The organism is bacterium (assembly GCA_036504735.1).
GTDB lineage: Bacteria > Electryoneota > RPQS01 > RPQS01 > RPQS01 > DASXUQ01.
In genome coordinates, this window is sequence record DASXUQ010000005.1 from 438,885 (window position 1) to 452,278 (window position 13,394).

Sequence of the window (13,394 nt, forward strand, 5' to 3'; positions counted from 1 at the left end):
CAGGCCCTTAGATGTCATATTGTTTGCGCCGCCGCCAGAGCGTCGCGGTGTCTATTCCGAGAATTTGCGCGGCTTCTTCGAGGGATTTGGCTTTGGCTAATATGCGGCGAATGTGGGCCTCTTCGATCTTCTCAATGGGGACAAGATCTCCGATCTCCACCCCATTGGCTGCCGGCGCCAAATTCGGCGGCAGGTGTTCGGTGCCCACCTGAGGGCCATGGCAGAGGATAACTGCCCGCTCCACGGCGTTGCGCAGTTCGCGAACGTTGCCCGGCCAATCGTGACTTTCGAGGATTTGCAAAGCCCCATCGGTGAAACCGGAGCAGTTGCGGTGGTTTTGCGCAGCGAGGAACGCCAGGAAATGCTCGGCCAGAATCGGGATATCCTCGCGCCGCTCGCGAAGGGGCGGAATCGTGATCTCGAAGGTATTCAGACGGTAGTACAGTTCCTGACGGAAGCGACTATCACGCACGGCATCCTGCAAATTCACACTGGTGGCCGCGATGATTCGCACGTCGGCTTTGCGGGTAACCGCCTCGCCGATGCGTTCATACTCATGATCCTGAAGGAAACGCAGGAGCTTCGGCTGGAGCGGAAGCGGCAGATCGCCGATCTCATCGAGAAACAGCGTGCCGCCTTCGCAGGATGCGATACGGCCCGGCGAGTCTTTCACCGCGCCGGTGAAGGCTCCCTTTTTGTGTCCGAAGAGTTCACTTTCGAGAAGCTCTGCTGGCAGAGAGGGACACGAAACCACGGCGAAGGGGCGATCATGGCGCGGGCTCCATTGATGGATCAGCCGGGCGAGCAGGCTCTTCCCCGTACCGCTCTCGCCGCGAATCAGAACCGTCACATTGGCCGAGGCGGCTTCCTTCGCCAGACTCAACGACTGCTGCATACCGATATGGGCCGTGGTCAGGTCCACCTCGGGATGAAGCTGGCTCAGAGTTTCCTGAAGGGTTTCGACCTTTTGCTCCAGGCGCCGAAAATCCGCTACGCGTTGCAACAGAATCTGAATCTGCGCAGGGGTAAAAGGTTTCGGGATGTAGTCTGTGGCACCTCGCTTGATGGCTTCCACGGCGGTATCAATGCTGGCGTATGCGGTGATGACGATGATTTTGAGCCACGGCTGCACGGCCAGCAATTTGGGGATCAGGTCAAGGCCGGAATCCACGCCGAGGCGGAGATCCACGAACGCCAGATCGAACGCACCGCGCCCGGCTTCGGCGACCGCGTCGTCCACGTTGCTGACAGCCACCACGGAATGCCCTTCAGTTTCCAAGAGGATGCCGAGGGTTTTGCGGATGTTCCGTTCGTCGTCTACGACAAATATTCGCATGAATGGCCATCGGGATTAGTGGACGGCTTCCGACCCTTGCAAATTCAAAACGCAAGATACTGCAACCACACCTTATGCGCAAGCCGCCCTCCACAGTTCTCGCGCCTTCTGATCGACGGACCCACTGAAAAGTAGCGTCTCGGCTGCAAAGTTCAGTTATGGCTAAACTTATGCGAATGCGGGGCAGGATTGCATTCCGTAAGTCGGATTTGTATCTTTACCGTGATGTCCAGTCCACGACTTAGTGTCTAAGCGGAGTAATGCGACAGCATTTATCGTATTGAAGCAAGGGTATCCGATTGTCGGAACCCTACGGTATTTGCTGGGTTGAATAAGCACGATGAATCGTCTCCTCCTCATAACCACACTGCTTGCGTTCCTCGCCGTCGTGATGGCTCCGGTCGTTGGTGCCGTGATTCCGCATCATGACAACGCGGAGGTGCCGCATGCCGCCCAGGATGATGACTGCGGGTGCATGTGCCATGTGGCTCTGGATGCGGTGGTGGCGGAACACGGTTTGGATATTCATCTGATCTCTGCGGCTGCTGAACATTTTTACAGCCATTCCCTTCCCGATCCTATCCCCACGTCTTTCGAACGTCCTCCCGAACTGCTCTCCTGATTCTCTGAGTCTGAACTCCATCCTTTGATGGAGACCATCCCCTCATGAATCTGGAGGACAGGAATGCGATTTCCTTTTTTGAAATTGCCGCTCCCCGTCCGAGCGGCGCTTTTGTTTTTTCTCGTGACCTTTCTTGGCTCGTCGGCTCTGGCTGCTGGGCTGAAAGACCTATTTGCGGCGGCGGATACGCTGTCGCCTGCCATGACGGAAGCCCGGTTGGACCTGGCCCGGGCGCGAGCGGAGTATCAGGCAGCGCGGGGCATGCCGAATCCGAAGCTGTTTGCCAGCCGCGAGACGGTCTCTGACGGTCCGCTGGACGAGACGGAGCAGACATTTGGAATCCAGCAATCGCTGGGTTACCTGTGGTCCTATGCTCCGAAACGCGCAGCGGCCCTGCGCACGTACGAATCCGCACTCACCGCTTATGATGAAGCCCGGCGTCAGCTCCTGGTAGAGATGACGGACCGGGCTTTGACGGCTCTGGCACTCCGGCAGCAGGTTACGTTAGTGGATACCGTGATGTTTCATGCGACGCATGCGGTGCAGTCGATGGGAGCGCGGTTCCGGCTGGGCGATGTTTCCGAGTACGATCTACACCGTTTGCAGGCAGAACTACTGCGACTGCACCAGCAGCGGCTGAGTCTGCTCGCAGAGCAGCAACAGGCCGGCAATGACTTCACCCGCCTTTCCGGGTTGCCCGAAAGCTGGCTGAGTCAATTGACCGTGCCAGAGCCAGCTTCGATTACTCTGACATCGGAAGATCAGGCGGTAGAGACGGCTCTGCAGCATCGTCCGCTACTGAAAGCGCGCGCGGCATCGCAGGCGGCCGGAGAACAAGCTTACCGTGCCAGCAAGTGGAACCAACTGCCGGATATTGCGGTTGGCATTGGCCGCAAGACGGTCGATCCGGGCTTCCAGGGTGTCGCCCTCGAAGCCGAAATCGAGTTGCCGCTCTTTACGCAGCGGCGTTACGAACGTAACCTGGCGCGAACGGTTCGAGATGAGTCCGAGATTCAACTGCGAGCCGCGAGACTGCAAATTGAGCAGGAGGTGCGCGGCACGTACCGGCGCTGGCTGGAGCTTCGGGACAGAACACCGAGCATAGCGCCCTTCAACGCGGAGCAGGCGCGGCTGGATCTGAGTCGCGGTGTACTGATGTACCTGCACGGCGAGTTGTCTCCCGTGGAAGTGGTAGACATTCTGCGCAGCACCCTCGAATCCTTCGAGGCGTATCAGCAACTGACCAATTCGCGCCTGCTCACTGAAATTGAACTGCGCCGGGTAACCGGATTGCCTCTTTTGGAGAATCACTAAATGTTAAAGATATTACTGATTGCCATCGTTGCGGCCGGTCTTTTCTTTGGCGGCTGCAAGCAAACATCAAAAGCCGAGCAACAGGGTGAAAGCGCTGCCGAACATGCCGCGCATGCGAAGACGGCTGCGGTTGAAGACGCGCACGGGCACGAAGGCGAAGCCGCCGACGAGCACGAGACTCACGCAGGTGAAGCGGAAGCGAAGCACACGGAGACTGCCGGTTTGATTGTCTTTCCCGCCAAGTTGCAGCAGGAATTCGGAATTCAGACCAAGCCCGTGGAACGGCGCAAGGTTCATCAGACGATTCGGGCCATGGGCGAAATCAAACCCGCCGGCTCGCGGGAGGCTGAAGTGATTGCGCCCTTTGCAGGCATCCTGATGCCGGACATCGAGCGCGGTATCGTCCGTCCCGGTGAACGGGTTCAGAAGGGAGAGCATCTGGCGGTGCTGGCTCCTTCCACGGAAGAGTCAGGCTGGTCGCAGCTTTTAAGCGAATACCGCCTGGCCCAGGCGGAGTATGACCGCGCTCGAGAACTTGCGAAGACGGGCGCGGTGGCGCCACGCCGCCTGCAGGAAGCCGAGCTTGCGTTCTCGCAGAAAGCGACGCGCCTGCGCGCGGCTTTGGGTGGCGTGGATCCGGCCACTTTGGACAGCATCGGCCTGACTTATCATCTGACGGCCCCGGCATCCGGCATTCTTTCCGATGTGCACTTGCGTTTCGGACAGCATGTGGATATGGGCGAGCATCTCTTCAATATCGTGGATCCGGCCCGAGTCTGGCTGGAGGTGCAGGTTCCGGTCTCCGAGACGCAGCGACTGGAGCATGTGGCCGACGCCTATTTCACGATTGGCGGCTATGCGACGATCTATCGCACGGGAGACCTGAATGGGCGCCTGATTACGGTGGGCGGACTGCTCGACCCTATCACGCGGCGTGTGCCGGTGATCTTCGAAATGGATAATCCCAACAACATTTTCAAACCGGGAAGTTACTCTCAGGTTTACCTGCGCGAAGACGCAAATCGGGAGGTTCTGGCCGTGCCGCAGTCCGCCGTTCTGGATGAAGACGGCATTCCGGTGGTCATGCTGCAGGTCCATGAGGAGGATTTTCGCAAAGCCGTTTTGAAAACAGGAGCGCGGGACGAGGACTATGTGGAGGCGCTGTCGGGATTGCAAGAGGGAGACAGGGTCGTGGTGGAAGGCGCTTACAAGGTGAAGCTTGGGGCGCATCAGCCGGCGGCCGATGCACATGCCGGACACGGACACTAAGGAGCCCCCACCATGTTTGATCGACTCATTCGGCTCTCGCTGGAGCAGCGCCTCGTTGTGCTGCTCGCAACCATCCTTGTGCTGCTGGCCGGACTGCTGGTCATGCGGCAGTTGCCGGTGGATGTGTTTCCGGATCTGAACGCGCCGCAGGTTACGATTCTGGCCGACGCGCACGGCATGGCTCCTGAAGAGATCGAGACACTGGTAACATTTCCGATTGAAACGGCGATGAACGGGGCTACCGGTGTGCGCCGCGTACGCTCTTCCATTGCACCGGGCATGGCCAGTATCTGGGTGGAATTTGAGTGGGGAACGGAAATCTTCCGGGCGCGACAGATTGTCGCCGAAAAGCTGCAGTCGGTGCTGGGTCAACTTCCTCCCGCGCTGGATCCGCCTGTGTTAGCGCCCGTCTCCTCGATTATGGGTGAGATTTTGCTGATCGGTGTGGAGAGTGATTCCCTCTCTCCTATGGAACTGCGCGCGTTCACGGACAACGTGCTGCGTCGCAGGCTGCTGGCGATACCCGGCGTGGCGAACGTGCTGCCGATTGGCGGGGAGCGCAAGCAGTATCAGGTTGTGGTGGATCCTGACCGTCTGGCAGCCTATGGGATCAGCCTGGACGAACTCGTGAATGCCGTGGAGAAGAGCACGCAGAATTCGACGGGCGGAACGTTTGTTGCCTCGGGGCAGGAATATCTGATACGCGGTGTGGGCCGGGTTCGGGACATGAGCGACCTTCGCCGTGCAGTGGTGGCCATGCGCAATGGACAGCCGGTGCTGGTGGAGCAGGTTGCCGATGTGCAGACAGGAGCCGCGCAGATTCTGGGCACGGCATCCGTCAACGCCAAACCAGCCGTCATCATGTCGGTGCAGAAGCAGCCCAATGCCAATACGCTGGACTTGACCAAGCGCATTGACCAGGCCCTGGTGGAGATGAAATCGCTGTTTCCGGCGGACGTCAAAGCCAACGCCAGTGTTTTTCGCCAGGCGGATTTCATTGAACTGGCGGTAGACAATGTTGTCGAGGCGCTGCGAGACGGGGCGATTCTCGTAACCATTATCCTCATTCTCTTTCTCGGACATCTGCGAACGACAGTGATCAGCTTGACCGCCATTCCGATCTCATTGCTGATCACGATGTTGATGATGCGGGTGCTGGGATTAACCATCAACACGATGACGCTGGGCGGCATGGCGATCGCGGTGGGTGTTCTGGTAGATGACGCGATTGTATACGTGGAAAACGTTTTCCGCCGGTTGCGACAGAACCGTCTGAAATCCGCGGAGGCGCAGCGGCCTGTATTCGACGTAATCTTTGAGGCTTCGCGGGAAATCCGGCAGCCGATGGTGGTGGCAACGGTGATCATCATCGCGGTCTTCCTGCCGTTGTTTTTCCTGAGCGGTTTGGAAGGCCGCCTGCTCAGGCCATTAGGCCTGGCGTTTGTCATTTCCGTGTTCGCGTCGCTACTCGTCGCCGTGACCATTGTCCCCGCGTTGTCCTACTGGCTGCTGCCGTCGATGAAATCCCATCGGGTCGAGCAGGAGCCGTGGCTGGTGCGTAAGCTGAAAAAGGTGTATGAGCCGACGTTAAGGTTCACGCTGAATCACACGCGATATGTGATGGCCGGTTCGGCGGTGCTGCTGGTGATTGCAGGGTTTGTGTATGCAAGCCTTGGGCACAGTTTCCTCCCCGAGTTCAACGAAGGTTCCATGCTGGTGATTGTCACCACTCCTCCCGGCACAAGCCTGAAAGAGTCTACCGACTACGGGCAGTACGCGGAGAAGTTTTTGACGAAGCATCCGGCGGTGGTCGGGGTGATCCGCCGAACGGGGCGCGGAGAACTTGACGAGCACACCTTCGGCTCGAATGTGACGGAATTGGAAGCCCGGCTCAAACGCGGCGTGGACAAGGAGGAGGTCTTCAAGGATGTGCGATCCCGCCTGTCTGTGTTGCCGGGGGTGATCATTACCGTGGGCCAGCCGCTGACACACCGCATCGACCATATGCTGAGTGGGACGCAGGCGGCGATTGCGATTAAGCTGTTCGGCGATAACCTTTATGAACTGCGCCGGGTAGCCCAGGAGATCAAGACGGCGGTTAAGGACGTGGACGGGCTGGTGGATCTGTATGTGGAAACGCAGGTGGACATTCCGCAGCTTCGGATCGATATGGACCGCGAAGCGATGGCCATGTATGGGGTTCAGGTGGAAGATCTGGCCCATGATCTGGAGACGGCGTTCAATGGAGCGACTGTCGGGCAGGTGCTGGAAGGCCAGTACCCGTATGACCTGACGGTGCGCTTTACGGACGCGGCGCGGGACAATTCCGGGGCAATTGGCTCGGCTCTGTTTGCCACACCCGCCGGGCATCAGGTGCCGCTGCGGGAACTGACGCGTATTGAGCGGTCCACAGGACCGAATACCATCAGCCGGGAAAATGTAAGCCGGAAGATCGTGATCCAGGCCAATGCATCGGGCCGTGATGTGGGAAGCGTGATTGCCGACGTGAAAGCCCGCATTGACGAGCGGGTGAAGTTTCCCGAAGGCTACTTCGTGACCTACGGCGGACAGTTTGAAAGCGCACAGTCGGCCAACCGGATGATTCTGCTGTTGTCGCTGTTGTCTATCGGCGCAATCATCGTGCTGCTCTTCGTCGAATTCAAGAACTTCCGCGACGCGCTGCTGGTGATGGTGAACCTGCCGCTGGCGCTGATCGGCGGCGTAATTGCGATTCGCCTGACGGACGGCATTATCTCCGTGGCTTCGCTGGTGGGATTCATCACCCTGTTCGGTATTGCCGCGCGAAATGGCATTCTGCTGATTTCCCATTACCATACCCTGATGGATGCGGAAGGCATGTCCGTACGGGAGGCGATTACTCGAGGCAGCCTGGAGCGGATGAACCCGATTTTGATGACCGCGCTGTGTGCCGGTCTGGCGCTACTGCCGCTGGCGCTGGGAGGCGGACAGCCGGGCAAGGAGATCCAGACGCCGATGGCGATTGTGATTCTGGGCGGACTTTTGACGTCTACCGCGCTGAACATGGTCGTGATCCCGGCGCTGTACTACCGCTACGGGCACCGTCGATCCGGATCCGCGGTTCCTGCGAAAGGATAATCTGACCGTCGGCCCCGTTTGAGACGCTACGGATCATCACGCGCAAAGCCCCGGCCTCCCATAGGCCGGGGCTTCTATTCAGTTTGGGCTCACGCTATCCGGTAGGGTTCAAGGTCCCGCATCTTCAGATCCAGCCCGTTGCCGGGCCGGCTAAGATCCGGTTTCAGGCAGCCCTGCCGAGGCGGCGCGGCTCCGTCCATAAAGCGTTGTTCGATGCGAACGTGATCGTGAAAGTATTCGATGTGCCGGAATTGTGTGGCGGCGCACCCCAGCGGCACATGCAGGTAGGGGGCGCAGTGGGATGAGAGGGGAATCCTATACGCTTCGCACAGCGCAGCCACCTCGAGAAACCCTGTGGTGCCGCAGCGCGTAGCATCGGCCTGAAGCACATCCACCGCTCCGTCCTCCAGCAGGCGGCGAAAGTCTGTGATGTGATAGCCATATTCCCCTGCGGAAATCTCCATTCCTGCCGGGGCACGGTCCCGGATCAGCCGCAGGCCTTGATGATCTTGATGGTGCACAGGCTCCTCGAACCAGATGACGCCATCCTGTGCGAACGTTTCGGCCATGGCCAGCGCCTGTTTGCGCGAGTAGCCGCCATTGGCATCCACCATGAGTGACACGTCACGGCCAATCACCCTGCGGGCAAAGCGGACGCGTTCCGCATCGTCGGCTGGATGACGGCCGACTTTCATTTTGACGTGACGGATGCCATCGGCGGCCCAGCCCCCAAGCTGCGTTTGCATCTGCTCCGGGCTGTAGGAGGTGAATCCGCCGCTGCCGTAAATCTCTACCTTAGGGCGTGCCCGTCCCCATAGTGTCGCCAGTGGAACATTGAGGAGCTTCGCTTTGAGATCCCACAGGGCATTGTCCACAGCGGCCACGGCCATCATGGCCACTCCGGTCTCACCGTTGTTACGGATGGCGTTCCGCATCTCCAGCCACAGGCTCGGAATGTCCAACGCATCCGTCTCACGAAGGCGCGGCGCCAACATGGAACGAATCATATCAGCCGCGGCTGATGTCGCATACGTGTAGCCAAAACCTGTCTGTCCCGCAGCGCTCACCTGCACGGTGACCAAGGTTGTGCTGTCCCAAGCGTAGGTACCATCCGACTCCAGAGCGTCCGTCGGAATGGTGAAGGAGTGTGCAACGACGCTGACGATGGCACTTTCTACCCGGCGATGAGTCCGCAGGACACCGTTTGCAGACCGTACCGCGGAATTGTTCCGACGTCCAGGGCTCGCTATCTGCATCTTCCGTAATCTCCTCATCGTGAGCGTAGACATTTAATAGGTATACGCCACGAGCGGGATAAAATCTCCGACGATCCGTGAAAGTTGCGCCTTGGGCAGATGCAGCATACCGGGCACAACTACCACTCTCCTGATTAGAGAACTCTTATCCGCTTTTCGATGTGGCGGCAGCCGCCTCCCTTAGAGTGCGCACCCATTGTTACCTCACGTCGTCCTTAACTTGCTGCAGCAGCGCCAGAACATCGAATGAGTTGGATGCCTGACGAAGGCTGCCTTGGGTCTGGCGGTTACGAAGAAACTGCATGGCTTGGCTCATCCATACAAGGTATTGCTCGGACAAGTCAGCCGGGTACAAGGCCATGAAGATGGCGTGTACCGGGCCGTTTGTCTCCGCATCGCCGACACCGGCTTTCGCCAGACCGAAGGCGACACAGACCTGACGCACCGAGTCCAGCCGGGCATGGGGAACCGCGACATCTTCATTCAGGAAAGTCGAGATCTCGGCCTCGCGGGATTCGATGGATTCCAGCGCGTGCTCCAGATTCTCTTGCGGATACCGCCGAGTCATGGCTGCGACCAGATCGGCCATGACTTCGTGCTTTGTAACAGGTTTGTCCCAAACAATGACCGATGCAAGGCTGAATGCCTTTGCTAAATCATCCTTCCGAGGTGCAGGATACAACGGTTTCGACACTGCGAGATTGGATGCCGCGATCCTGCCGGAGTCCATTTCCGGCAGCCGCTCATCGAGGACCACAATTCGAAAGCCACTGCCCTCGGCAATCAGCCGCTCCACACTATTTCTGAATCTGAGCAGCCGCCTCCACCACCGATCAGGTCCCGGTCTTCCGATGACAATGTGCCCCACGCGGTATTCGCGGGCAAAGCGCAACACTGTTTCCACGACGCCCGCACCCTTGAACGTGAAGACCATGGCGCCGAGTTGGTTTGCCAGTGTAAGGGTTTCGGACAGCATGCGTTGCCGGGCTGCATCAATCTTCAGCGGGTCGTCTTTCGGTGTCTGGACGTGCACGGCGTACCAGCGGCGGTTCAGCCGCCCGGCGAGGCGTGAGCCATAGCGCAGAAGATGAGCGTTGTTGGTGCCCGAGGCGCTAAGACACACTAAGATTTGATCCGGTGCCACACGGGCAGGTTCGCCCGGTGTTTCCCGGCGCTTGAAATCGATCTGCGAGGCGGCTTCGCGCAGAGTCAGTTCGCGCAATTGCTCCAGATTCAGCGGCTTAAAGTAGTTTTCGCTGGCTAAGGCAATACGCTCTGGAGGATAGATCTTGCCGCTTTGCAGCCGTTTTAGCAGGTCCGCAGGCGCGAGGTCTACGTTAACGATTTCGTCGGCCTCCTTCAGCATCGCGTCGGGCAGACGCTCTGCGACGCGGACACTGACCATGCCCTCTACCGTGTTATACAGGCTCTCCAGATGTTGAACGTTCATGGTGCTGATGACATGGATACCAGCGGCCAGAAGGTCCTCAACGTCCTGGAACCGCTTGAGGTTCTTGCTTCCGGGAGGATTGGTGTGAGCCAGTTCGTCTACCAGAGCCACTTGCGGGTGACGCGCCAGCACGGCAGCGGTATCCATCTCCTCCAGCGTAATCCCCCGGTACTCTATCCTGCGGCGCGGGATGACCTCCAGCCCTTGCACCAAAGCCGCCGTTTCCGACCGGGCATGAGATTCCACGAAGCCCACCGCCACATCGATGCCTTCCTGTTTGAGGCGGTGCGCTTCCTGAAGCATGAGGAAGGTCTTCCCCACTCCCGGCGCATAGCCGAGGTAGAGCTTAAGCCTTCCCTGCTCCGAGCGGCGGATCATTTGCAGGAAAGTAGACGGCATCTTGTGGGCATCCTGCGGCATTATGGAATCCTGTCCAAGGCGAGGTTCACCTTCAGCACATTCACTCCGGCTTCACCGAGAATGCCCCATTGCGGGCCTTGCGTATTCTCGTAGATCAGCCGCCGGACGACGGCCTCGTTCAGGCCGCGCGCCTGTGCCACGCGTACCGCCTGAAGCCGCGCATTGGCCACGCTGATGTGCGGATCAAGACCGCTGCCTGAGGCCGTAACCGCATCCACGGGAATCAAAACAGATACCGGAAGATTATTCTCCGCGCGATAAGCGGCGACGCGTTCTGCAACCAGCGAGTCCAGTTTCTGCGACAGGGGTCCGAGGTTGCTCCCACCGGAATTGGCCGCATCGTAACCGTTGCCTGCAGCGGACGGACGGGAATGAAAATACCGCGAAGACGTGAACGCCTGTGCCAGTAATCCTGAACCCACAACTTGTCCGTGCGCTCCGTAGACAAGGCTGCCGTTTGCCTGACGTGGAAACAACGCCTGGGCCAGTCCCCACACGAGAAGCGGATACACGCCGCACAGAAGCACAGTCAGGCTGACCGTCGCCCATATCGCGACCCGCAGTTCACGCACAATGGTACTCATTTCACACCACATGCAGAGCGTTGATAAAAAGGTCTATCAGCTTGATCCCGGCGAATGGGGCGACGACTCCACCGAAACCGTAGATGGCAAGGTTACGCCGCAGGATCACGGCTGCGCTACTCGGACGGAAGCGAACTCCACGCAATGCCAGCGGCGTCAGAGCGATGATGATCAGGGCATTGAAGACGACGGCACTCAGGATGGCACTGTATGGGCTGGCGAGCCGCATGACATTCAGCGGGGCCATGACCGCAAAGGTGCCCATCAGCATCGCCGGGATGATGGCGAAATATTTGGCGACATCATTGGCAATGCTGAAGGTGGTCAGAGCGCCGCGGGTGATGAGGAGCTGCTTGCCTGTTTCGACAACCTCGATCAGCTTCGTGGGGTTGGAGTCGAGGTCCACCATGTTTCCGGCTTCTTTGGCCGCCTGCGTGCCGGTATTCATCGCTACACCCACGTCCGCCTGCGCAAGAGCCGGAGCATCATTGGTGCCGTCACCGGTCATGGCTACAAGGTGGCCTTTCGCCTGTTCGCGCCTGATAAGGGCCAGCTTGTCCTCGGGCGTAGCTTCGGCGAGGTAATCATCCACACCGGCTTCTTGGGCAATGGTGGCGGCGGTCAGCGGGTTGTCGCCGGTGATCATTACGGTTTTGATGCCCATGGCGCGCAGCCGGGCAAAGCGGTCGGGAAGCCCGGTCTTGACAATGTCTTTCAGGTAGACAACGCCCATCACCTGTTGGTTGCGGGAAACCACAATCGGTGTTCCGCCCTCGCGCGCGATACGGGAGACGATTTCATCAACGGCTGCGGGATAATGGCCGTCGGACATGGCCCGAATCGAATCGGCGGCTCCCTTGCGGATGACCAGATCGGGGGCATCCACGCCGCTCATGCGGGTCTTTGCGCTGAAGGGCACAAAGGCCAGACCCGGCATATCGTGCAGGCTGCGCGCACGAAAACCGTGTTCCTTGGCAAGCACGACAATGCTTCGGCCTTCCGGCGTCTCATCGGCCAGCGAGGCAAGTTGGGCAACCTCCGCAAGGTCAGTGACGGTGACTCCCGGTGCGGGAATGAACTCCGTGGCCTCGCGATTTCCCAGAGTAATGGTTCCAGTCTTGTCGAGCAGCAGCACATCCACGTCGCCGGCCGCCTCAACCGAACGGCCGCTCACGGCGAGCACGTTCTTGCGGGAGAGGCGGTCGATACCCGCGATGCCGATGGCGCTGAGGAGTCCGCCGATAGTTGTCGGAATCAGACATACGAGGAGCGCCGTCAAAACGGTGACCGAGAACCGGATCCCGGAGTATAATCCGAACGGTTTCAGTGTTACCACTACCAGCAGAAACACCAGCGTTAATGCCGAGAGCAAGATGGTCAAGGCAAGCTCGTTTGGCGTCTTTTGCCGGCGCGCGCCTTCCACCAGTGCAATCATCCGATCCATCAGACTTTCGCCGGGGTTGGCCGCGACGGCTATGAGAATGCTGTCCGAGAGCACCGTGGTGCCACCGGTCACGGAACTGCGGTCACCGCCGGACTCGCGTACGACCGGTGCGGATTCGCCGGTAATGGCAGATTCGTTGACCATCGCCGCGCCGTCGATCACTTCGCCGTCAGCGGGAATCACTTCGCCCGCACGAACGCGGACAATGTCTCCCTTACGGAGCAACTCCGAGGAAACTTGCTCCTCGCGGCCGCCGGAGTCCAGCCGATTGGCAACGGTCTGTGCTCGCGATTTGCGCAAGGCATCCGCCTGTGCTTTGCCGCGGCTCTCCGCGAGGGATTCGGCGAAGTTGGCAAAGAGAACCGTGAACCAGAGCCAGAGGGCAATTTGAATTGTGAACGCAACAGGCTCGCCGTCCGTCCAGCCGAGCAACGGCGCGAGCGTCGTGACCATGGCGCCGACTTCGGTGACGAACATCACCGGGTTGCGCGCCTGCTCGCGCGGACTCAACTTGCGGAGCGCCGACCAGAACGCGGGCTTGATATACGCGTCCTTCAGAAACATGTTTGATTTTGCATTCAT

The 13,394-nt window shown here is 59.3% G+C and carries 9 protein-coding genes; 4 read left to right on the forward strand and 5 right to left on the reverse strand.

Annotation, left to right across the window (positions count from 1 at the left end; translation table 11 throughout):
* Positions 1 to 7: 7 nt before the first annotated feature.
* Entirely contained in the window at positions 8 to 1,336 is a 1,329-nt protein-coding gene (locus tag VGL38_03725; GenBank protein ID HEY3294521.1) for a sigma-54 dependent transcriptional regulator, read from the reverse strand.
* 340 nt (positions 1,337 to 1,676) lie between these two features.
* On the opposite strand from VGL38_03725, the gene VGL38_03730 reads away from it, so the two are divergent.
* The 4 genes from VGL38_03730 to VGL38_03745 all read left to right on the forward strand — a co-directional run bounded on the left by VGL38_03730 (position 1,677) and on the right by VGL38_03745 (position 7,658).
* Positions 1,677 to 1,958: a hypothetical protein gene (locus VGL38_03730; GenBank protein ID HEY3294522.1), complete on the forward strand. Its 282-nt coding sequence runs from the start codon at positions 1,677 to 1,679 to the stop codon at positions 1,956 to 1,958.
* A gap of 63 nt (positions 1,959 to 2,021) precedes the next feature.
* Positions 2,022 to 3,272 (forward strand): TolC family protein, encoded by a 1,251-nt coding sequence (locus VGL38_03735; protein HEY3294523.1) that lies wholly within the window; start codon positions 2,022 to 2,024, stop codon positions 3,270 to 3,272.
* On the forward strand, positions 3,273 to 4,541 hold the full coding sequence (locus tag VGL38_03740) for an efflux RND transporter periplasmic adaptor subunit (GenBank protein ID HEY3294524.1): 1,269 nt from the start codon (positions 3,273 to 3,275) through the stop codon (positions 4,539 to 4,541).
* Positions 4,542 to 4,553: 12 nt separating this feature from the next.
* Positions 4,554 to 7,658 (forward strand): efflux RND transporter permease subunit, encoded by a 3,105-nt coding sequence (locus VGL38_03745; GenBank protein HEY3294525.1) that lies wholly within the window; start codon positions 4,554 to 4,556, stop codon positions 7,656 to 7,658.
* A gap of 89 nt (positions 7,659 to 7,747) precedes the next feature.
* Here the strand turns inward: VGL38_03745 and VGL38_03750 are convergent, their stop codons facing one another.
* From VGL38_03750 to kdpB, 4 genes are all read right to left on the reverse strand, one after another.
* Positions 7,748 to 8,914: an enolase C-terminal domain-like protein gene (locus VGL38_03750; GenBank protein HEY3294526.1), complete on the reverse strand. Its 1,167-nt coding sequence runs from the start codon at positions 8,912 to 8,914 to the stop codon at positions 7,748 to 7,750.
* A 199-nt stretch (positions 8,915 to 9,113) separates the two neighbouring features.
* The gene (locus VGL38_03755; protein ID HEY3294527.1) at positions 9,114 to 10,763 is read right to left on the reverse strand and encodes a PTS sugar transporter subunit IIA; all 1,650 of its coding nucleotides are present in this window, start codon (positions 10,761 to 10,763) and stop codon (positions 9,114 to 9,116) included.
* Positions 10,764 to 10,783: 20 nt separating this feature from the next.
* A complete protein-coding gene (gene kdpC, locus VGL38_03760) occupies positions 10,784 to 11,368 on the reverse strand; it encodes a K(+)-transporting ATPase subunit C (protein ID HEY3294528.1) in 585 nt (194 codons plus the stop codon).
* 1 nt (position 11,369) lies between these two features.
* A complete protein-coding gene (kdpB, locus tag VGL38_03765) occupies positions 11,370 to 13,376 on the reverse strand; it encodes a potassium-transporting ATPase subunit KdpB (GenBank protein ID HEY3294529.1) in 2,007 nt (668 codons plus the stop codon).
* Positions 13,377 to 13,394: the final 18 nt, after the last annotated feature.

Excerpts from the sequence above, each read along its gene's own strand:
- kdpB (HEY3294529.1), bottom strand. The coding sequence starts at position 13,376 with ATGTTTCTGAAGGACGCGTATATCAAGCCCGCGTTCTGGTCGGCGCTC.
- kdpC (HEY3294528.1), bottom strand. The coding sequence starts at position 11,368 with ATGAGTACCATTGTGCGTGAACTGCGGGTCGCGATATGGGCGACGGTC.
- VGL38_03735 (HEY3294523.1), top strand. The coding sequence starts at position 2,022 with ATGCGATTTCCTTTTTTGAAATTGCCGCTCCCCGTCCGAGCGGCGCTT.
- VGL38_03730 (HEY3294522.1), top strand. The coding sequence starts at position 1,677 with ATGAATCGTCTCCTCCTCATAACCACACTGCTTGCGTTCCTCGCCGTC.
- VGL38_03725 (HEY3294521.1), bottom strand. The coding sequence starts at position 1,336 with ATGCGAATATTTGTCGTAGACGACGAACGGAACATCCGCAAAACCCTC.
- VGL38_03755 (HEY3294527.1), bottom strand. The coding sequence starts at position 10,763 with ATGCCGTCTACTTTCCTGCAAATGATCCGCCGCTCGGAGCAGGGAAGG.
- VGL38_03750 (HEY3294526.1), bottom strand. The coding sequence starts at position 8,914 with ATGCAGATAGCGAGCCCTGGACGTCGGAACAATTCCGCGGTACGGTCT.
- VGL38_03740 (HEY3294524.1), top strand. The coding sequence starts at position 3,273 with ATGTTAAAGATATTACTGATTGCCATCGTTGCGGCCGGTCTTTTCTTT.
- VGL38_03745 (HEY3294525.1), top strand. The coding sequence starts at position 4,554 with ATGTTTGATCGACTCATTCGGCTCTCGCTGGAGCAGCGCCTCGTTGTG.